The 18,812-nt window shown below is 59.2% G+C and carries 19 protein-coding genes; 10 read left to right on the top strand and 9 right to left on the bottom strand.

The window, feature by feature from the left end; translation table 11 throughout:
• Positions 1-95: 95 nt before the first annotated feature.
• Positions 96-1,295 carry a tyrosine--tRNA ligase gene (gene tyrS, locus BOP96_RS22705; protein WP_073454088.1) on the bottom strand — a complete coding sequence of 400 codons (1,200 nt, stop codon included), beginning with the start codon at positions 1,293-1,295 and terminating at the stop codon, positions 96-98.
• Positions 1,296-1,504: 209 nt separating this feature from the next.
• Between tyrS and BOP96_RS22700 the strand changes: the two genes are divergently transcribed.
• Together BOP96_RS22700 and BOP96_RS22695 are read left to right on the top strand one after the other, a co-directional pair.
• Positions 1,505-2,917, top strand: a complete 1,413-nt coding sequence (locus BOP96_RS22700; RefSeq protein ID WP_014720159.1) for a peptidoglycan DD-metalloendopeptidase family protein — start codon at positions 1,505-1,507, stop codon at positions 2,915-2,917.
• 3 nt (positions 2,918-2,920) lie between these two features.
• Complete coding sequence (locus BOP96_RS22695) at positions 2,921-4,012, top strand: anhydro-N-acetylmuramic acid kinase (protein ID WP_038451714.1); 1,092 nt, start codon at positions 2,921-2,923, stop codon at positions 4,010-4,012.
• A 65-nt stretch (positions 4,013-4,077) separates the two neighbouring features.
• Here BOP96_RS22695 and erpA read toward each other — a convergent pair whose 3' ends face one another.
• Both erpA and argC read right to left on the bottom strand, forming a co-directional pair.
• Entirely contained in the window at positions 4,078-4,428 is a 351-nt protein-coding gene (gene erpA / locus BOP96_RS22690; protein WP_003176443.1) for an iron-sulfur cluster insertion protein ErpA, read from the bottom strand.
• Positions 4,429-4,593: 165 nt separating this feature from the next.
• Positions 4,594-5,628: an N-acetyl-gamma-glutamyl-phosphate reductase gene (argC, locus tag BOP96_RS22685; RefSeq protein ID WP_014720162.1), complete on the bottom strand. Its 1,035-nt coding sequence runs from the start codon at positions 5,626-5,628 to the stop codon at positions 4,594-4,596.
• 134 nt (positions 5,629-5,762) lie between these two features.
• Between argC and hemJ the strand changes: the two genes are divergently transcribed.
• The 6 genes from hemJ (at position 5,763) to coq7 (ending at position 10,169) form a co-directional block, all read left to right on the top strand.
• Positions 5,763-6,191 (top strand): protoporphyrinogen oxidase HemJ, encoded by a 429-nt coding sequence (gene hemJ, locus BOP96_RS22680; protein ID WP_003194674.1) that lies wholly within the window; start codon positions 5,763-5,765, stop codon positions 6,189-6,191.
• A gap of 24 nt (positions 6,192-6,215) precedes the next feature.
• A complete protein-coding gene (locus BOP96_RS22675) occupies positions 6,216-7,178 on the top strand; it encodes an NAD(P)H-dependent flavin oxidoreductase (RefSeq protein WP_014720163.1) in 963 nt (320 codons plus the stop codon).
• Positions 7,179-7,245: 67 nt separating this feature from the next.
• Positions 7,246-8,202 carry a DUF805 domain-containing protein gene (locus BOP96_RS22670; protein WP_032903899.1) on the top strand — a complete coding sequence of 319 codons (957 nt, stop codon included), beginning with the start codon at positions 7,246-7,248 and terminating at the stop codon, positions 8,200-8,202.
• Positions 8,203-8,263: 61 nt separating this feature from the next.
• Positions 8,264-9,052: an SDR family NAD(P)-dependent oxidoreductase gene (locus BOP96_RS22665; protein WP_003194680.1), complete on the top strand. Its 789-nt coding sequence runs from the start codon at positions 8,264-8,266 to the stop codon at positions 9,050-9,052.
• Positions 9,053-9,097: 45 nt separating this feature from the next.
• On the top strand, positions 9,098-9,436 hold the full coding sequence (locus BOP96_RS22660) for a histidine triad nucleotide-binding protein (RefSeq protein ID WP_003194682.1): 339 nt from the start codon (positions 9,098-9,100) through the stop codon (positions 9,434-9,436).
• An 85-nt stretch (positions 9,437-9,521) separates the two neighbouring features.
• A complete protein-coding gene (gene coq7 / locus BOP96_RS22655) occupies positions 9,522-10,169 on the top strand; it encodes a 2-polyprenyl-3-methyl-6-methoxy-1,4-benzoquinone monooxygenase (protein ID WP_014720165.1) in 648 nt (215 codons plus the stop codon).
• Positions 10,170-10,217: 48 nt separating this feature from the next.
• Here coq7 and BOP96_RS22650 read toward each other — a convergent pair whose 3' ends face one another.
• A complete protein-coding gene (locus BOP96_RS22650) occupies positions 10,218-10,640 on the bottom strand; it encodes an OsmC family protein (protein ID WP_003194686.1) in 423 nt (140 codons plus the stop codon).
• A gap of 245 nt (positions 10,641-10,885) precedes the next feature.
• Between BOP96_RS22650 and crp the strand changes: the two genes are divergently transcribed.
• On the top strand, positions 10,886-11,530 hold the full coding sequence (crp, locus tag BOP96_RS22645; protein ID WP_014720166.1) for a cAMP-activated global transcriptional regulator CRP: 645 nt from the start codon (positions 10,886-10,888) through the stop codon (positions 11,528-11,530).
• Here the strand turns inward: crp and BOP96_RS22640 are convergent.
• The 4 genes from BOP96_RS22640 to BOP96_RS22625 form a co-directional block, all read right to left on the bottom strand.
• Positions 11,527-12,222 (bottom strand): lipoate--protein ligase family protein, encoded by a 696-nt coding sequence (locus BOP96_RS22640; protein WP_014720167.1) that lies wholly within the window; start codon positions 12,220-12,222, stop codon positions 11,527-11,529. The genes crp and BOP96_RS22640 overlap by 4 nt on opposite strands.
• Before the next feature lie 143 nt (positions 12,223-12,365).
• Positions 12,366-13,202: an indole-3-glycerol phosphate synthase TrpC gene (trpC, locus tag BOP96_RS22635; RefSeq protein WP_014720168.1), complete on the bottom strand. Its 837-nt coding sequence runs from the start codon at positions 13,200-13,202 to the stop codon at positions 12,366-12,368.
• Positions 13,199-14,248: an anthranilate phosphoribosyltransferase gene (trpD, locus tag BOP96_RS22630; protein WP_003194694.1), complete on the bottom strand. Its 1,050-nt coding sequence runs from the start codon at positions 14,246-14,248 to the stop codon at positions 13,199-13,201. Before trpD ends, trpC begins: the two co-directional genes overlap by 4 nt.
• Before the next feature lie 9 nt (positions 14,249-14,257).
• Entirely contained in the window at positions 14,258-14,851 is a 594-nt protein-coding gene (locus tag BOP96_RS22625; protein ID WP_014720169.1) for an aminodeoxychorismate/anthranilate synthase component II, read from the bottom strand.
• A 412-nt stretch (positions 14,852-15,263) separates the two neighbouring features.
• Here BOP96_RS22625 and estP point away from each other — a divergent pair, with 412 nt between their 5' ends.
• On the top strand, positions 15,264-17,186 hold the full coding sequence (estP, locus tag BOP96_RS22620) for an esterase EstP (protein WP_073454086.1): 1,923 nt from the start codon (positions 15,264-15,266) through the stop codon (positions 17,184-17,186).
• Positions 17,187-17,308: 122 nt separating this feature from the next.
• On the opposite strand, the gene trpE is transcribed toward estP, so the two are convergent.
• Positions 17,309-18,790: an anthranilate synthase component I gene (gene trpE, locus BOP96_RS22615; RefSeq protein WP_019817793.1), complete on the bottom strand. Its 1,482-nt coding sequence runs from the start codon at positions 18,788-18,790 to the stop codon at positions 17,309-17,311.
• Between the last annotated feature and the right edge of the window lie 22 nt (positions 18,791-18,812).

The raw sequence follows: 18,812 nt of genomic DNA, 5'->3' as shown, positions 1-18,812 counted from the left end.
ACTCATTGTTTACCAAGGAGTTTTCCGTTTCGACTGCGCCGGAAGTGGGGCGAATTATAGACAGATATAATTCGCCGTCAACACCTATTTCAGACTTATTCGGATTTGAGCGTAATTCGCGCAAATGCCTTCTTGCCCGCCTGGCAAACGTGAGTGGCGCCCAGCTCGTATATAAAGGTGCGATCAACCATCTCACCATCTATACGCACACCGCCGGACCCCAAAAGATCACGCGCGACCGCTGAATTCTTCACCAGGCCAGCTTTATTAAGCACAGCGGCAATCGGCATCGCCTCGGCAGCAGTCAGCTCAATCTCGGGCAGATCGTCAGGCAGCTCGCCATCTTTCATGCGATTACCTGCCGCACGGTGAGCGCTGGCCGCAGCCTCCTCACCATGGAAACGCGCAACGATTTCTTCAGCCAGCTTAATCTTCACATCGCGAGGATTAGCGCCCGCCTCGACATCCGCACGCAGCCCATTGATCTCGTCCATCGAGCGGAAGCTCAACAGCTCGAAGTAGCGCCACATCAGCGCATCCGGAATAGATACTAGCTTGCCGTACATCACACCCGGCGCTTCCTGGATACCGACATAGTTACCCAGGGACTTGGACATCTTCTTGACGCCATCCAAGCCCTCCAGCAATGGCATGGTCAGAATGCACTGAGCCTCCTGACCATAGGCGCGCTGCAATTCACGCCCCATCAGCAGGTTGAACTTCTGATCGGTGCCACCCAGCTCGACATCCGCACGCAGCGCCACCGAGTCGTACCCTTGAACCAGCGGGTAAAGGAACTCATGAATGGCGATTGGCTGATTGGTCGAGTAGCGCTTGTCGAAGTCATCGCGCTCGAGCATGCGCGCCACAGTGTACTGGGACGTCAGGCGAATGAAATCTGCCGGCCCCATTTTGTCCATCCAGGTGGAGTTGAACGCCACCTCGGTCTTGGCCGGGTCAAGAATCTTGAATACCTGGGTCTTATAGGTCTCGGCATTATCGAGCACCTGTTCGCGAGTCAGCGGCGGGCGCGTAGCGCTCTTGCCGCTTGGATCACCGATCATCCCGGTGAAGTCACCTATAAGGAAGATGACCTGATGGCCCAACTCCTGGAACTGACGCAGCTTATTAATAAGCACGGTATGACCCAGGTGCAGATCCGGCGCGGTCGGATCAAAGCCAGCCTTGATACGCAGGGGTTGGCCACGCTTGAGCTTTTCGATCAGCTCGGCCTCGACCAACAGTTCTTCCGCACCACGTTTTATCAGCGCTAGCTGCTCTTCAACCGACTTCATAACAGACCCGCAAGGCTCAGATTCAAAAGGGAACCAACCATACAAGATCAGGGACTAATTACAAGTTTTGCCCTGCGCACGGACACCGTTCAGCAAGCCCAGCGTTCGCGAGCTTGCGCCACAGATGATTTGGTTATATTTTATACAGTTATTTCATCTTCATCATGTCATTCATCTTTTCCATTTCATCTTCAAAGTCAAAATTACTTATGACCACTGAACCGTCTAAAGCGCCGCCGCTTTACCCGAAGACCCACCTGCTCGCCGCAAGTGGTATCGCCGCCCTTCTCAGCCTGGCACTGTTGGTATTCCCTTCCAGTGACGTTGAAGCCAAACGAACATCCCTGAGCCTCGATCTGGAAAGCCCAGTTGAACAACTGACACAAGATCAAGACGCTTCCGACGCTCAACAAGCCACAAACACTGCAACTGAGTCACCTTTCGCACAGATCGAAAGCACTCCCGAAGACACCCAGCAAGCCGCCCAGGAAGCACCTGCAGCAGCCGCAGCCAAGAATCCCCAGCATCGCGAAGTCATCGTGGGCAAAGGCGATACACTATCTACCCTGTTCGAAAAGGTTGGGTTGCCTGCCGCCGCTGTAAATGAAGTGCTCGCCAGCGATAAGCAAGCCAAGCAATTCACTCAGCTCAAACGTGGCCAGAAGCTTGAATTTGAGCTGACGCCAGACGGCCAGTTGAACAACCTGCATACCAGCATCAGTGACCTGGAAAGTATCAGCCTGAGCAAAGGCGCCAAAGGCTTCGCATTCAACCGAATCACCACCAAACCCGTCATGCGTTCCGCCTACGTACACGGCGTGATCAACAGCTCCCTGTCGCAATCGGCCGCGCGTGCGGGCCTCTCGCATAGCATGACCATGGACATGGCCAGCGTATTTGGCTACGACATCGACTTCGCTCAGGACATCCGTCAAGGCGACGAATTCGACGTGATCTACGAGCAGAAAGTAGCCAACGGAAAAGTGGTCGGCACTGGCAACATTCTGTCTGCACGCTTCACCAACCGTGGCAAAACCTACACCGCCGTGCGCTACACCAACAAACAGGGCAACAGCAGCTACTACACAGCTGATGGCAACAGCATGCGCAAGGCCTTCATCCGTACCCCCGTTGACTTTGCCCGTATTAGCTCGCGTTTCTCCATGGGCCGCAAGCATCCAATTCTGAACAAAATTCGCGCGCACAAGGGTGTCGACTATGCCGCGCCGCGTGGCACGCCAATCAAAGCGGCAGGCGACGGCAAGGTCTTGTTGGCGGGGCGTCGTGGTGGTTACGGCAATACGGTGATCATCCAGCACGGCAACACGTACCGCACGCTGTACGGCCACATGCAAGGTTTTGCCAAGGGCGTCAAGACTGGCGGCAACGTGAAACAGGGCCAAGTGATCGGTTACATCGGTACCACCGGCCTCTCCACCGGCCCGCACTTGCACTATGAGTTCCAGGTCAACGGCGTACACGTCGACCCACTGGGCCAGAAGCTCCCAATGGCTGACCCGATTGCCAAGGCCGAACGCGCGCGCTTCATGCAGCAGAGCCAGCCGCTGATGGCACGGATGGATCAAGAGCGCTCCACCTTGCTGGCTTCGGCGAAGCGTTAAGGTATGCCGCTCTATATCGGTGTGATGTCCGGGACCAGCCTCGACGGCCTGGATATCGCCCTTATCGAACAAAGCGCGGCGATCAATCTGATCGCCACTCGCTATATCCCAATGCCCGACGCCTTGCGCACAGAACTGCTGAGCCTATGCGCCAGCGGCCCGGATGAAATCGCCCGTTCGGCAATTGCCCAGCAGCAATGGGTGACGCTCGCTGCACAAGGGATCATCGCCTTGCTGGAGCAACATAACCTCAAGCCTCAGGACATTCGGGCGATTGGTAGTCATGGCCAGACGATTCGCCATGAACCCGCCCGAGGCTTCACCGTTCAGATCGGCAACCCTGCCCTACTCACCGAACTGACAGGCATCACTGTCGTCAGCGACTTCCGCAGCCGCGATGTCGCTGCCGGCGGCCAAGGCGCTCCTTTGGTTCCAGCCTTTCATGAAGCCTTGTTCGGCGAGCAGACGGGCAATCGCGCGGTATTGAATGTCGGCGGGTTCAGCAACCTCAGCCTGATCGAGACGGGCAAGCCTGTCGCCGGTTTCGACTGCGGCCCGGGGAACGTGCTGCTCGATGCCTGGATTCACCTGCAGCGCGGAGAACACTTTGATCGGGACGGGCAATGGGCGGCCAGCGGCAAGGTCCAGCCCCAGCTGCTCAATACGCTGCTCAGCGATCCGTTCTTCATGACCAAAGGCCCGAAAAGCACGGGCCGAGAGGTGTTCAACCTGGCCTGGCTGCAGCAGCACCTTGGCCGTTTGCCCACCTTTGAACCCCAAGACGTACAGGCCACCCTGCTGGAGCTGACGGCCCTGACCATCGTCGAGTCCCTGCAAAGCGCCCAGACTGACACAACAACCTTGCTGATCTGCGGCGGCGGCGCCCATAACGGGGCACTGATGGGCAGGCTGACAACGTTGCTGCCTTCTACCCATGTCAGCACTACAGCGGCCTATGGCGTAGACCCTGACTGGGTAGAGGCAATGGCCTTCGCCTGGCTGGCCCATTGCTGCCTTGAAGGCATTGCCGCCAATCGTCCCAGCGTCACTGGCGCACGTGGGCTTCGAGTGCTTGGCGCGATCTACCCCGCCTGAACCCCAGACAGCAAAACGCCGCTTGGCCCGTAAAAGCCAAGCGGCGTTTTTGTATCTGCTACCGATCAGATCGAGAACGAAGACCCGCAACCACACGTCGTGGTGGCATTAGGGTTCTTGATCACGAAACGCGAGCCTTCCAGACCTTCCTGATAATCCACCTCGGCACCTGCCAGGTATTGGAAGCTCATCGGATCCACGACCAGGCTTACACCCTCGCGCTCAACGATAGTGTCGTCATCGGCCACATCTTCATCGAAGGTAAAACCGTACTGAAACCCTGAACAACCGCCGCCCGTAACGAATACGCGCAGCTTCAAGCGATCATTACCCTCTTCATCGACCAGGCTCTTCACCTTGTGCGCAGCACCGTGGGTGAATTGCAAAGCCGTGGGGGTGAAGGACTCAACGCTCATGCTGATAATCTCCCGGCGTAGCGCCGCCATATGCGTAATGGCGGGTATTATCCGCTTCTCCTAGAAAAGCGGTCAACTATTGTTACGGTATATCAATCCGCCCAGCGACCATTAAAAATGCAAAAGGCCCGATCAAAGGGCCTTTTGCGCAACGGTGATCCCGCGTTAAGGCAACATCCCCGCGTGGGACAGGCCCAACTTCTCGTCCAGGCCGAACAGGATATTCATGTTCTGCACCGCCTGGCCCGAAGCGCCCTTGACCAAATTGTCGATCACCGACAACACCACCACCAGGTCGCCATCCTGCGGACGATGCACCGCAATACGGCACACATTGGCACCACGCACGCTGCGCGTTTCCGGATGGCTGCCGGCCGGCATCACATCGACGAACGGCTCATTGGCATAACGTTTTTCAAACAACGCCTGCAGGTCTACCGAGCGATCAGTGACAGTCGCATACAGCGTGGAGTGAATCCCGCGGATCATCGGCGTCAGGTGCGGCACGAAGGTCAGACCCACATCCTGGCCGGCAGCGCGGCGCAGGCCCTGGCGAATTTCCGGCAAGTGACGATGACCTTTTACCGCATAGGCTTTCATGCTTTCCGACGTTTCGGAGTATAGAGAACCGACCGCTGCGCCACGGCCCGCACCACTGACGCCCGACTTACAGTCGGCGATCAGCCGCGACGCATCCGCCAGGCCAGCTTCCAGCAGTGGCAGGAAGCCCAATTGCGTCGCCGTCGGATAGCAACCCGGCACCGCAATCAGGCGTGCTTGCTTGATCTGCTCGCGATTGACTTCCGGCAGGCCGTAAACCGCCTCTTCCAACAGCTGCGGCGCACCATGGGGCTGGCCGTACCACTTGGCCCACTCATCGGCGTCTTGCAGGCGGAAGTCTGCCGACAAGTCGATAACCTTGGTACCGGCCGCCAGCAACTCACCGGCCAGAGCATGGGCGACACCGTGAGGCGTGGCGAAGAACACCACGTCGCAGGCACCCAGGGTTTTGGTGTCCGGCACACTGAACGCCAGACCGTCATAGTGGCCTCGCAGGTTCGGGTACATATCAGCCACGGCCAGCCCGGCTTCGGATCGGGAAGTGATGACCACCACCTCAGCTTGCGGATGCTGAGCCAACAGACGCAGCAATTCGACACCGGTGTAACCCGTGCCGCCGACGATACCGACCTTGACCATAAACCTGCCCTCAACGAACCCACTGGAAAGCCGTCGATAATAGGGGCCGTATCGTCCTGCGACAACCGTCAACGTGACGTACGGGCGCATGAGCCACTACTATCTTCGCTACCGTGAACCTGGGAATAACTAAAATGCTCTATCTATGGGTCAAAGCCTTCCATATCGTCAGCATCGTTTGCTGGTTTGCCGGGCTGTTCTACCTGCCGCGCCTGTTCGTCTACCACGCCCAAAGCGAAGACACCGTCAGCAAGGAACGCTTCAGCATCATGGAGCGCAAGTTGTACCGGGGCATCATGGGCCCTGCGATGGTTGCCACACTGGTCTTCGGCATCTGGATGCTGGCCCTCAACCCCGGCATTTTCCAGTCGGGCGCCTGGATCCACGCCAAGTTGACCCTGGTCGTCCTGCTGATTGGCTACCATCACATGTGCGGCGCACAGGTAAAGCGCTTCGCCCGTGGCGAAAACACCCGCAGCCATGTCTTTTATCGCTGGTTCAATGAAGTCCCGGTTCTGATATTGCTGGCTATCGTAATTTTGGTCGTGGTCAAACCGTTCTAACGTCAATTACTCGGGGAACCTCCAATGTCGCTGCCCGCTCTGCTGGAACAACGTCTGCGCCTGCCCGTGGTGGCCGCGCCGATGTTTCTGATCTCTAATCCGCAACTGGTCCTGGCCTGCTGTCGCAACGGGGTAGTTGGGAGTTTCCCGGCGCTCAACCAACGCGAAAGCAGTGGCTTCAAGGCCTGGCTGGAAGAAATCGAAGCGGGCCTGGCTCAGTTGGACAACCCTGCGCCCTATGCCGTGAACCTGATCGTGCACAACAGCAACCCGCGCCTGGAGGCAGACCTGGCGATCTGCGTCGAGCACAAGGTGCCCATCGTCATAACCAGTCTCGGTGCGGTAAAGGAGTTGGTGGACGCGGTTCATAGCTACGGCGGCCTGGTATTTCATGACGTCACTACCCGGCGCCATGCCGAGAAAGCCGCTGAAGCGGGTGTTGATGGCCTCATTGCCGTCGCCGCTGGTGCGGGTGGCCACGCTGGCACCTGGAGCCCCTTTTCACTGATTGCCGAAATTCGCCAGTTCTTCGACAAAACCCTACTGCTGGCGGGCTGCCTTAACCATGGGCACGAAATCCTCGCCGCCCAGGTGCTGGGGGCAGACCTGGCATATTTCGGCACGCGCTTTATCGGCACCACCGAAAGCCAGGCACCGGATGCGTATAAGGAGATGCTGCTCACATCGCGCGCCGCCGACATCGTGCACACTCCAGCGGTCTCCGGCGTACCTGCCAGCTTCATGCGCCAGAGCCTGGAAAATGCCGGGTTTGACCTCGCTGCGCTTCAAGGCAAAGGTGAAGTCAACTTCGGTTCCAAGCTCAAGCCATTGAGCGATGAGGCCAAAGCGTGGAAAACTGTATGGTCTGCTGGCCAAGGCGTCGGTGAGATCAATGATGTACCCAGTGTGGATGACCTCGTTGCCCGCCTGGATGCCGAATACCGCAAAGCACGCGAGCACGCCGCGCAACTGCGCTGGCCACGCTGACCCACTGGCAGGCCTGCCGATTGGAAGGCCTGCATACTCTCCCTGATTAAGTGACAAGGATGCCCGCATGAGCGACAGCCGTTTCAAGATTGTGTTTGACGGAGCCTTGCGCCCAGGTGTCGAAAGCACCACCGCCAAGCTGAACCTCGCCGAGTTATTCAAAAGCGATGTTGAAGCGATCGAAAAGCTCTTCACCGGCCGCCCCGTCGCGCTCAAGCGCGACCTGTCCCACCCCGACGCGCAAACTTACCTCACGGCACTGCACAACGCCGGGGTCGACGCTCGCATCGAGGCCGAACAACCTGTGGCATTCAGCCTGGCAGAAACCCACGAAACAAGCTCGTCAACCGCTGACCGCGCCGCCGCCTCACCTTATGCTCCCCCACGCGCTGCCGTTGGCGACGACCTGCCGGAGTTCGCAACCCTCAAGGTCTTCACCATCCACGGGCGCATCGGGCGCCTGCGCTACCTGGCCTGGACGCTGGCACTGACCGTCGCGATGTTGGTGGCAGCGGGCATCATCAGTACGGTGGGCTTCGCGGTGGCGACAGCCTCGCCAACCATCGCCATCATTATTGGCTCACTGCTGGGTTTCGCGCTGTTTGTGGCACTGGTAGTGGTGAGCGTGCAAATCGGCGTGCAGCGCCTGCATGACCTGGGCTGGTCTGGCTGGCTGTACCTGCTCAACCTGGTTCCGCTGGTTAACAGTGTTTTCCCGCTGCTGTTGCTGGTATTGCCAGGCAACACGGGCGCCAACCAATACGGCGCGCCACCACCACGCAACTCCACTGCGGTGAAAATCCTGGCCTCGCTGTGGCTGGCGTTCATTCCCTTGATGCTCATCATCGTCGTCACCCTGGGCATGAACGGCTACCTGGACCAGCTTGAAGCCAACATGGACAGCAGCTACGAAAGCAGCTCCATCACCTCCGATGCAGACGCCGATCAAAGCGCTATCGTTGACGAAGCCGCAGCGCAAAGTGCTGACGATGCAGCCGAACCTGTAGACTCTCCAGAACAGTGAAGAAACGCCCGCCGCCTGTGACGCACTGTCATGGGCCGGCGGCGTTGCGATGGAGAAAGGCATGACCCGTTACGCTCTGATCACCGGCGCCTCCAGTGGCATCGGCCTGGCATTGGCCGAAGCCTTGGCACGGCGTGGCCGTAGCTTGATTCTGGTGGCCCGCCAGCGTGATCAGTTGGAAAGCATTGCATTGGAATTGACCCAACGCTTCGGCGTCGAGGTACTGTTTCGCGCCTGTGATTTGGGCGAGCCGCTGCGCTTGTCCGGCTTTTTGCTGGAGCTCGAAGAGGGTGAGCGACAGATCGACCTGTTGGTCAACTGCGCCGGCATCGGCACCAGCGGGCCGTTCCTGGCCCAGGACTGGATGACCGAGCAGGACCTCATCGAAGTCAACATCCTGGCCTTGACCCGCATGTGCCACGCACTGGGCAATGCCATGGCCCTGCATGGCGGCGGGCAAATCCTCAATGTGGCTTCGGTCGCGGCCTTCCAGCCTGGGCCGTGGATGAGCAGCTACTACGCCAGCAAAGCCTACGTGCTGCACTTCTCCGAAGGGTTGCGCGAGGAATTGAAGACCTGCGGCATCAAGGTTTCAGTGCTGTGCCCTGGCCCTACGCGCACCGCATTCTTCGGCACCGCGCAGATGGATACGGCGAAACTCGACCGCAGCCAGCAACTGATGAGCCCGGAAGAAGTCGCGCTCTACACCGTGCGGGCGCTGGAAAAGAACAAGGCCATCATCATTCCCGGGCGCCGCAATCGTTGGCTGACGTTCAGCCCACGCCTGAGCCCCCGCTGGCTGACCCGCAAAATTGCCGGTGCCATCAACAAGGCCTATTGCCCGCGCTGACGGCCTACGTACACTTACCTCACTTTTCACGATGGAGATACAGCTGTGGATACTCTGTTCACCAAGATCATCAACAGGGAAATACCGGCGAAGATCATCTATGAAGATGACCAAGTCCTGGCTTTTCACGATATCGCCCCCCAGGCACCAGTGCATTTCCTGGTTATCCCGAAAAAACCCATTCGTACCCTCAACGACCTGACCGAGGACGATAAGGCGCTGGCCGGCCATATCCTGTTCACCGCCCAACGCCTGGCCGTGGAACAAGGCTGCGAAAAAGGCTTTCGTGTGGTGATGAATTGCAATGAAGACGGCGGGCAAACCGTTTACCACATCCATATGCACGTGCTGGGTCAGCGCCAGATGAACTGGCCACCGGGCTGAGTGCACAAGGGCAAATTGACTCAGCACAAACGCTGGACGCTCTCTTGCGGTAAACTGGCCGCCGAGATTCTTCCCGGAGGTCAGCATGACTACCCAACGTCACTACTCGCCGATTGACCGTCTGTTGCTGCAAGCCGACATGGCCATGCGCACCCTGCTGCCGTTCAGTGGCCAGCCCTACCGCCCATCGCCCGCCATCGTGCAGCCGGATGTACAGTTGAGCGAGACCGACACCCGTCACGTCGCAGGCCTGATGCGCATCAACCATACCGGTGAAGTCTGTGCCCAGGCGCTGTACCAGGGCCAGGCGCTGACCGCCAAGTTGCCGCAAGTGCGCGTGGCGATGGAGCATGCGGCCGAGGAAGAGATCGACCACCTGGCCTGGTGCGAACAACGCATCCGCCAGTTGGGCAGCCATCCCAGCGTGCTCAACCCACTGTTTTATGGCTTGTCGTTTGGTATCGGCGCGGCTGCCGGGCTGATCAGTGACAAAGTCAGCCTGGGGTTTGTGGCCGCGACAGAACATCAGGTGTGCAAGCACCTGGATGAACACCTGGAGCAACTGCCGGCCGAAGACGAAAAGTCACGGGCCATTCTTGAGCAGATGCGCATTGACGAAGAGCACCATGCAGAAAGCGCGCTGGACGCGGGCGGCTTCCGCTTTCCAGCCCCGGTACGGTTCGGCATGAGCCTGTTGGCCAAGGTCATGACCAAAAGCACTTATCGAATCTGAACCGAAAAAAAGGGCGCCCGAAGCGCCCTTTTCTTTTGCCTGCTGCAATCAACCCAGCTCGATGATTTCGTAGTCGTGGGTAATGACCACGCCCGCAGCCCCCAGCATGATCGATGCTGAGCAGTACTTCTCTGCCGACAGCTCGATGGCACGCTTGACCTGGGCTTCTTTTAGCGCCCGGCCCTTGACCACGAAATGCATATGGATCTTGGTAAAAACCTTGGGGTCTTCAGTGGCGCGTTCAGCTTCCAGGAAGGCTTCGCAGCTTTCTACGGCCTGGCGGGACTTCTTCAAGATGCTGACCACGTCAAAATTGCTGCAACCGCCCACACCCAGCAGCAACATTTCCATGGGGCGTACACCCAGGTTACGACCGCCGGCTTCCGGCGGACCGTCCATGACCACCACATGGCCGCTGCCCGACTCACCGAGGAACATGGCTTCGCCCGCCCATTGGATGCGTGCCTTCATCGCCCAGACTCCACTGCTAAAAAAGGGTCGCCAGCTTAGCACAGGGCCTTGAAACAACAGCGCTCTGCATAAATTCGATAAATGACAGCGTTTGCCGCTAAATTGGCTAATCGCGACAGAAGGTGTCTGGTAAGCTGGCGCCAAATGAATGGCGCATTGCCATGACTTGTACAGCGTATATCAATGAGATGCCGCTGGATAAAAACAACGCCAACTACACCGCGCAGTCTTTTCGGGATACAACCATGGTTGCTCTTACTCCCACACCCAAGATCAAGAACCTCGACAAGCTGTTGCTGCATTGCCAGCGCCGACGTCATCCGGCCAAGCACAACATCATCTGCGCCGGCGAGCGCTCAGAAACCCTGTTTTTCATCATCAAGGGCTCAGTCACCATCCTGATCGAGGATGAGGATGGCCGTGAGATGATCATTGCCTATCTCAACGCCGGAGACTTCTTCGGGGAGCTGGGTTTGTTTGAACAAGCAGGCAAAGAGCAGGAACGCAGTGCTTGGGTACGAGCCAAAGTTGAGTGCGAAGTGGCCGAAATCAGCTATGCAAAATTTCGCGAATTGGCCCAGCATGATCCGGACATCTTGTACGCCCTGAGCGGTCAGATCGCCCAGCGCCTGCGCGACACCACCCGCAAAGTCGGCGACCTGGCGTTCTTTGATGTCACCGGCCGCGTCGCTCGCTGCCTGTTGGACCTATGCAAGCAACCCGATGCCATGACCCATCCCGACGGCATGCAGATCAAAGTCACGCGCCAGGAGATCGGACGTATTGTCGGGTGTTCACGAGAAATGGTCGGCCGCGTGCTCAAGGACTTGGAAGAACGCAACTTGGTGCACGTCAAAGGCAAGACGATGGTGGTGTTCGGTACCCGTTAAACCGGCAGGAAGCCAGCCAGCATCTGACGGTACAACGTGTCGAGCCGACGGATCGCATCCGGCGCCGTAAACGCTTCGTGCAGTGCGATATGGCTATCGGCGCGAACCCGCTGCTCCAAACCGCAGGCTTGATTGAAGCGGTTGACCGCCGCAATCAATTGCTCACGATCATTCTCCAGCAACATCGCCCCGTGCACCAACCCGACCGGGCGGCCACCGCTTTGTCGCCAACGCTGGGCAGTGCCCACCATTTTGCGGCCATTGAGGTTGACGTTGTAACGGCCGTCGCAAAAGGCACCGTCAATTTCGCCGACGGACGCATCGCCACCCAACTCGATCAACAGATCACAAATCGGTTGGCACAAGCGCTGATAGCCGGTTTCGATGCGCCCCTGGTCGCTTTCACTGCGCGGTGGGGCATAGACCAGGGCGATATTGACCGTGGCGCCGGACTGCGGCACCGGCTCACCACCGGTTTCACGCAGCAATACCGGCCAACCCGCATCGGCCGAAACCTGGCTCGCCACCGCGAATGCCGGCAGCCGGCTCAAACGGCGCGGCATGACCAGTGCTTGGTCACTGGGCTGCCAGAACAGCAATCCGAATGCCTGCTCACCCGCGCAAACGGCTGCCAATAGGTCTTGCTCGGCGGCAAGGCCTGCTTCGACAGTCATGATCACGGGCTGGAGCATCGAACACCTACCTACCTGAATAAACACAAAACCAATGTGGGAGCTGGCTTGCCTGCGATAGCGGTGTGTCAGCTACACAGAGGTTGGCTGACCCGCCGCTATCGCAGGCAAGCCAGCTCCTACAGTTCCGAGCGTATTTCAAATCAGTCTAGTGTCGAACCGCTGATCGTCGTACCGCGCTCCGGGAAGAACAAGCGCTGCAGCTCCGCCCCCGGGTTCTCTGCGCGCATAAACGTCTCGCCCACCAGGAACGAGTACACGCCACTGATTTCCATCAGTTCCACATCGGCGCGGTTGACGATGCCACTCTCGGTAATCACCAGACGATCACGCGGGATACGCGGCAGCAGGTCGAGGGTGGTTTCCAGGCTGACGTCGAAGGTATGCAGGTTACGGTTGTTGACGCCCACCAGCGGAGTATCGAGGGTCTTCAATGCGCGCTCCAGTTCGTCGCCGTCGTGTACTTCGACCAGCACGTCCAGGCCGACGCTTTTGGCCACGGCCGCCAGCTCGGCCATCTTCACGTCATCCAATGCGGAGACAATCAGCAACACGCAGTCGGCACCCAAGGCTCGGGCTTCAACGATCTGGTACGGATCCACCATGAAATCCTTGCGGATCACCGGCAACTTGCACGCGGCGCGCGCCTGTTGCAGAAACAGGTCTGAACCTTGGAAGTAGTCGATATCCGTCAGTACGGACAGGCAAGTCGCCCCACCCTTCTCATAACTGGCGGCGATCTCGGCGGGTACAAAGTTCTCGCGAATCACCCCCTTGCTCGGCGAGGCTTTCTTGACCTCGGCGATCACGGCCGGCTGCTTGAGCTTGGCCTGGGCGATCAAGGCATTGGCAAAGCCGCGTGGCGCATCGGCGCTTTTCGCCTGGGCTTCCAACTCGGCCAGGCCCACGCGGGCGCGGCGCTCGGCCACTTCTTCAGCCTTGCGGGCCAGGATCTTTTCCAGAACGGTTGGCACACTCATCCTTCATTCTCCATCTTGAATACGGCGGTGAATGCTCCCAGCTCTTCGAGCTTCTCACGAGCCAGGCCGGTGTGCAGCGCATCGTGGGCCAAGGCGACACCTTCCTTGAGACTATAGGCATGGTCGGCGGCGTAAAGTGCTGCGCCAGCGTTGAGCACAATCATTTCCGCAGCTTTCTGACCGTTTTCGGTCTTGCGACGCCCCAGAGCATCACGAATCAACTCCAACGAAGCCGCCGGGCTTTCCACCGCCAGGCCGTGCAAGCTCTGGCTTTTCATACCCAGGTCTTCGGGCTCGACCCAATATTCGGTGACCTCGTCGTTCTTCAGCTCCGCCACGAAGGTCGGCGCCGCCAGGCTGAATTCGTCGAGGCCATCCTTGGAGTGCACCACCAGCACGTGCTTGCTGCCCAAGCGTTGTAATACTTCGGCCAGCGGCCGGCACAGCGCCTGGCTGAACACGCCCACCACCTGATGCTTCACACCGGCCGGATTCGTAAGCGGGCCGAGCATGTTGAACAGGGTACGCAGGCCAAGGTCCTTGCGCGGGCCGGCAGCGTGCTTCATCGCGCCGTGATGGGACTGAGCAAACATGAAGCCAATGCCAACGCTGTCGATGCAGCGCGCTACTTGCACCGGCGTGAGGTTCAGGTAAATACCGGCAGCTTCCAGCAAGTCGGCACTGCCGCTCTTGCCAGACACCGCGCGGTTCCCGTGCTTGGCGACGGTGCAACCAGCGGCGGCCACCACGAAGGATGAGGCGGTCGACACGTTGAAAATATTCGCACCGTCACCGCCGGTGCCCACTACATCGACGACGCCGTCGAGGGTCTTGAGTTCGACCTTATCCGCCAGCTCACGCATCACCGACACCGCACCGACGATTTCGTCGATGCTTTCGCTCTTCATGCGCATCGCCATCATAAAAGCGCCGATCTGAGCATCGGTGCATTGACCGGTCATGATCTCGCGCATCACATCGCTCATTTCCGCGGTGCTCAGGTCCAGATGGCCGACGATACGGCTCAGGGCAGTCTTGATATCCATGAAAAGTCCTTAGCGCGTGCCGCCGCTCTGCTTGAGAAAGTTGGCGAACAGCTCGTAGCCCTGCTCGGTCAGGATTGATTCAGGGTGAAATTGCACCCCTTCGACGTTCAGTGTCTTGTGGCGCAGGCCCATGATCTCGTCGACCGAGCCGTCTTCCAACTGGGTCCAGGCGGTCAGTTCCAGGCATTCGGGCAAGGTTTCACGCTTGACCACCAGAGAGTGGTAACGGGTCACGGTCACCGGCAGGTTCAAGCCATGGAATACACCCAAATCCCGATGGAACACCGGGCTGGTCTTGCCGTGCATGACCTCGCGCGCGCGCACCACATCACCGCCAAACGCCTGGCCGATGGACTGATGGCCCAGGCAGACGCCCAGGATCGGCAGCTTGCCGGCGAAATACTGGATAGCTTCCAGAGAGATGCCCGCCTCGGTCGGCGTGCACGGGCCAGGCGAAACCACGATGCGCTCGGGGTTCAGCGCAGCGATTTCAGCAACGGTAAGTTCATCGTTGCGCACCACCTTGACCTCGGCACCCAGTTCGCCCAGGTACTGCACAACGTTGTAGGTAAAGGAGTCGTAGTTATCAATCATCAGCAACATGTGGGTTCAAACCTCTTGAATTCACTGATTTCAAATGACCGCCTTCCAAGCGTGTGACCCGCTGCCAGACGCACGTTCCGGTTGCCAGGGTGAGTTGGCAAGGGGCGTCAGACAACGGGTGAAGAAGGCAAATCGGTACAGGTCCGGCCAGGCCGGCAGAGAAAAATGTCAGGCGCGCCAACGCCAACGGGCGTGTGCCTTGACTACTCGCATCAAGAGTTTGCTGATGATCAACACGGGGAGGGTCTCATTCATACGTTCAGGCACAGTAACGTAGGCTCGCCAGCGGTGCAATATGGAGCCGCAAATACGGGGACGCAACGTAGGTGGATTCCGGATTTCCCTACAGAAAATGCCAGAAATTTTGCTAGTGTTTCACTTCCGACATAAAAACAACCCAATGGAATCTTGCATGCTCAGACCAGCGTTTTTCGCGCCCCTTGCCGGCTGCCTCCTGTCATTGGCCTGCGCCCAGGCGTTCGCAGCCCCGTCACCTTATTCAACCATGGTGGTTTTCGGCGACAGCCTGGCGGATGCAGGCCAGTTTCCCGACGGTTCGGCCGGCGCCACATTGCGCTTTACCAACCGAACCGGGCCGACCTTCCAGGGTGAATACGGCCTGGTCTCATCGACCCTGCTGGGCACGAAACTGGGCGTCGCTCCCAACGACCTGAATGCTTCCACCTCACCGGTTCGCGCAGCCCAGGGTTTGCCAGACGGCAACAACTGGGCAGTGGGTGGCTACCGTACCGACAATATCCTCGAGTCCATTACCTCAGTCTCCAATGCTGCGATTCCCCCAGGCAACCCCGGGGGCGGCACTGTGTTGCGCAGTCGGCAGGGCTATCTGCCGGCTAATGGTGGGAGAGCCGACCCGAACGCACTTTACTTCCTTTCCGGTGGCGGCAATGACTTCCTGCAAGGCCGGGTACTCAGCCCCGCTCAAGCGGTCGCCGCCGGCGGCAGGCTGGCGGACAGCGCCCAGGCCCTGCAACAAGCCGGCGCGCGTTACATTATGGTGTGGATGCTACCCGACCTGGGCCTGACGCCGGCCATCAACGGCACCCCACAGCAAGCAGCGACTTCGGCCCTGAGCACTATTTTCAACCAGTCCCTGGTACAGCGTCTGTCACAAGTGGATGCGCAGGTTATCCCGCTGAACATCCCGCTGCTGTTGAACGAGGCCTTCGCCGATCCAGCGCGCTTCGGCCTAGCCACCGAGCAGAACCTGACGGGCACCTGCTTCAGCGGTAACAGTTGCACCGCCAACCCAACCTATGGCATCGGCGGCACCAACCCGGACCCAACCAAGCTGATCTACAACGACTCGGTCCACCCTACCGTGGCCGGGCAACGCTTGATTGCCGACTACGCCTATTCGCTACTCGCCGCGCCGTGGGAACTGACCTTGCTGCCGGAAATGGCCCAAGGCACATTGCGCGCCCACCAGGACGAGTTGCGTAACCAATGGCAAGCAGACAACGGCAGCTGGCAAGCCGTCGGCCAATGGCGCGCCATAGTGGCCGGCGGCGGCCAACGCCTGGATTTCGATGATCAGAGCAGCTCGGCCAGTGGCGACGGCAGCGGCTATAACCTGAATATCGGTGGCAGCTACCGGCTCGATGAAAACTGGCGCGTGGGCGTTGCCGCCGGCCTGTATCGGCAGACACTCGAAGCCGGCGCCAATGATTCGGACTACAAGCTCAACAGCTATATGGGCACGGCATTCGCTCAGTATCAGCAGAACCACTGGTGGGCCGATGCAGCATTGACCGGCGGCAAGCTGGACTTTGACAGCCTCAAACGCAAGTTTGCCCTGGGTGTCAGCGAAGGCTCGGAGAAAGGTGACACCGATGGCTGGCTCTGGGCCCTGAGCGGCCGCGTGGGGTATGACATCGCCGCGCCGGGCAGCGACTGGCACCTCTCGCCGTTCATCAGCGCCGATTACGCGCGGGTTGAAGTCAATGGTTACTCGGAGAAAAGCAGCCGCTCCACCGCCCTGACCTTTGACGATCAACAACGCGACTCCAAACGCCTGGGCGTCGGCCTGCAAGGCAGCTACCGCATCACGCCGCAAACCCAGGTTTTTGGCGAAGTGGCCCACGAGCATGAGTTTGAAAATGACACCCAGAAGGTGAACATTTCGCTCAACAGCGTGCAGGGGATCGACTTCAAGCTCGACGGGTATACGCCTCGCAGTAATTCTGACCGCTTGAGCCTGGGTGTCAGCCACAAGCTGACTCAGGACCTGGCGTTGCGGGCGGCGTATAACGTGAGAAAGGATGACAACTTGACCCAGCAAGGCATCAATGTCGGAGTCAGTCTGGATTTCTAAATACTGCGCAAAATAAATGTGGGAGCTGGCTTGCCTGCGATGGCGGTGGATCAGTCACTGAATATCTCAAGTGACACACCGTCGTCGCGGGCAAGCCCGCTCCCACATTTTTTATTCCAGCTTCAGTCTTGTGGAGTTTGCTCTGCCAATGCCACGGCACGGAACATCGCCCGACGCTTGTTGAGGGTTTCTTCCCATTCAAGGGCCGGCACCGAGTCCGCCACAATCCCGCCGCCCGCCTGCACATGCAGTTCGCCGTCCTTGATCACGGCCGTGCGGATCGCAATGGCGGTGTCCATATTGCCGTTCCAGGCAAAATACCCGACGGCGCCGCCGTAGACACCACGCTTGACCGGCTCCAGTTCGTCGATAATTTCCATCGCACGGATCTTCGGCGCCCCCGACAATGTGCCCGCCGGCAAAATCGCTCGCAGGGCGTCCATCGCCGTCAGCCCGGCCTTCAGCTCGCCGGTGACGTTGGACACGATATGCATCACATTGGAATACCGTTCGATGACCATCTTCTCGGTCAGTTTCACCGAGCCGATTTCCGAGACACGCCCGGTGTCGTTGCGCCCCAGGTCGATCAGCATCAGGTGTTCGGCAATTTCCTTTTCGTCGCTGAGCAGGTCTTCTTCCAGCGCCACGTCGGCTTCTTCGGTCGCCCCACGGGGGCGCGTGCCGGCAATCGGGCGCACGGTGATCAGGTTGTCTTCAACCCGCACCAGCACTTCCGGCGAACTGCCCACGACGTGGAAGTCGCCGAAGTTGAAGAAGTACATATACGGCGTCGGGTTGAAGCAACGCAGTGCGCGGTACAGGTCAATCGGCGCCGCCTTGAAGTCGATGGACATGCGTTGCGACGGCACCACTTGCATGCAGTCACCGGCAAGGATGTATTCCTTGATGGTATCGACGGCGCGCTCGTAGTCATCCTGGGTAAAGCTGGAGCGGAACACCGGGTCGGCCGCCGGGGGGCGGCTGAGGTCCAGGCCGCGACGCGGGGTGATCGGCTGGCGAAGTTTTTCCAGCAACGCTTCCAGGTTGGCCTGGCCTTGTTCGAAGGCATCAGCCTGGGCGGGGTCGGCGAGGACAATCGCATGCATCTTGCCGGCGAGGTTGTCGAACACCACCACCGCGTCGGACACCATCAGCAAAATGTCCGGCACCCCCAGCGGGTCCGGGTTCGGGCATTTGCCCAGGCGTTTTTCCACATAGCGCACGCAGTCATAGCCGAAGTACCCCACCAGACCGCCATTGAAGCGCGGCAGGCCAGCAATGGTCGGCACGTTGTAGCGCGCCTTGAAGGTTTCGACAAAGGCCAGCGGGTCTTCTACGTCATGGCTTTCGATCTCCACGCCGTCATGGGTGATGCTCACATGATGGTCGTGCACCCGCAGCACCGTGCGGCATGGCAGGCCAATGATCGAGTAACGGCCCCACTTCTCGCCGCCTTGTACCGACTCAAGCAGGTAAGAGTTGGGCTCATCGGCCAGCTTCAGGTAGATCGACAGCGGCGTATCGAAGTCGGCCAGGGTTTCGCAAGCCATGGGGATACGGTTGTAGCCGGCAGCGGCCAAACGCAGGAATTCTTCGCGGGTCATGAGGTGCCTCGTGGTGTGAGGG

It is taken from the genome of Pseudomonas sp. FSL W5-0203, assembly GCF_001896155.1.
Classification (GTDB): Bacteria; Pseudomonadota; Gammaproteobacteria; order Pseudomonadales; family Pseudomonadaceae; genus Aquipseudomonas; species Aquipseudomonas paracarnis.
Note: the sequence above shows the minus strand (reverse complement) of the source record. Positions and strands in the feature narration are given on the sequence as shown.

Excerpts from the sequence above, each read along its gene's own strand:
- tyrS (WP_073454088.1), bottom strand. The coding sequence starts at position 1,295 with ATGAAGTCGGTTGAAGAGCAGCTAGCGCTGATAAAACGTGGTGCGGAA.
- BOP96_RS22700 (WP_014720159.1), top strand. The coding sequence starts at position 1,505 with ATGACCACTGAACCGTCTAAAGCGCCGCCGCTTTACCCGAAGACCCAC.
- BOP96_RS22695 (WP_038451714.1), top strand. The coding sequence starts at position 2,921 with ATGCCGCTCTATATCGGTGTGATGTCCGGGACCAGCCTCGACGGCCTG.
- erpA (WP_003176443.1), bottom strand. The coding sequence starts at position 4,428 with ATGAGCGTTGAGTCCTTCACCCCCACGGCTTTGCAATTCACCCACGGT.
- argC (WP_014720162.1), bottom strand. The coding sequence starts at position 5,628 with ATGGTCAAGGTCGGTATCGTCGGCGGCACGGGTTACACCGGTGTCGAA.
- hemJ (WP_003194674.1), top strand. The coding sequence starts at position 5,763 with ATGCTCTATCTATGGGTCAAAGCCTTCCATATCGTCAGCATCGTTTGC.
- BOP96_RS22675 (WP_014720163.1), top strand. The coding sequence starts at position 6,216 with ATGTCGCTGCCCGCTCTGCTGGAACAACGTCTGCGCCTGCCCGTGGTG.
- BOP96_RS22670 (WP_032903899.1), top strand. The coding sequence starts at position 7,246 with ATGAGCGACAGCCGTTTCAAGATTGTGTTTGACGGAGCCTTGCGCCCA.
- BOP96_RS22665 (WP_003194680.1), top strand. The coding sequence starts at position 8,264 with ATGACCCGTTACGCTCTGATCACCGGCGCCTCCAGTGGCATCGGCCTG.
- coq7 (WP_014720165.1), top strand. The coding sequence starts at position 9,522 with ATGACTACCCAACGTCACTACTCGCCGATTGACCGTCTGTTGCTGCAA.
- BOP96_RS22650 (WP_003194686.1), bottom strand. The coding sequence starts at position 10,640 with ATGAAGGCACGCATCCAATGGGCGGGCGAAGCCATGTTCCTCGGTGAG.
- crp (WP_014720166.1), top strand. The coding sequence starts at position 10,886 with ATGGTTGCTCTTACTCCCACACCCAAGATCAAGAACCTCGACAAGCTG.
- BOP96_RS22640 (WP_014720167.1), bottom strand. The coding sequence starts at position 12,222 with ATGCTCCAGCCCGTGATCATGACTGTCGAAGCAGGCCTTGCCGCCGAG.
- trpC (WP_014720168.1), bottom strand. The coding sequence starts at position 13,202 with ATGAGTGTGCCAACCGTTCTGGAAAAGATCCTGGCCCGCAAGGCTGAA.
- trpD (WP_003194694.1), bottom strand. The coding sequence starts at position 14,248 with ATGGATATCAAGACTGCCCTGAGCCGTATCGTCGGCCATCTGGACCTG.
- BOP96_RS22625 (WP_014720169.1), bottom strand. The coding sequence starts at position 14,851 with ATGTTGCTGATGATTGATAACTACGACTCCTTTACCTACAACGTTGTG.
- estP (WP_073454086.1), top strand. The coding sequence starts at position 15,264 with ATGCTCAGACCAGCGTTTTTCGCGCCCCTTGCCGGCTGCCTCCTGTCA.
- trpE (WP_019817793.1), bottom strand. The coding sequence starts at position 18,790 with ATGACCCGCGAAGAATTCCTGCGTTTGGCCGCTGCCGGCTACAACCGT.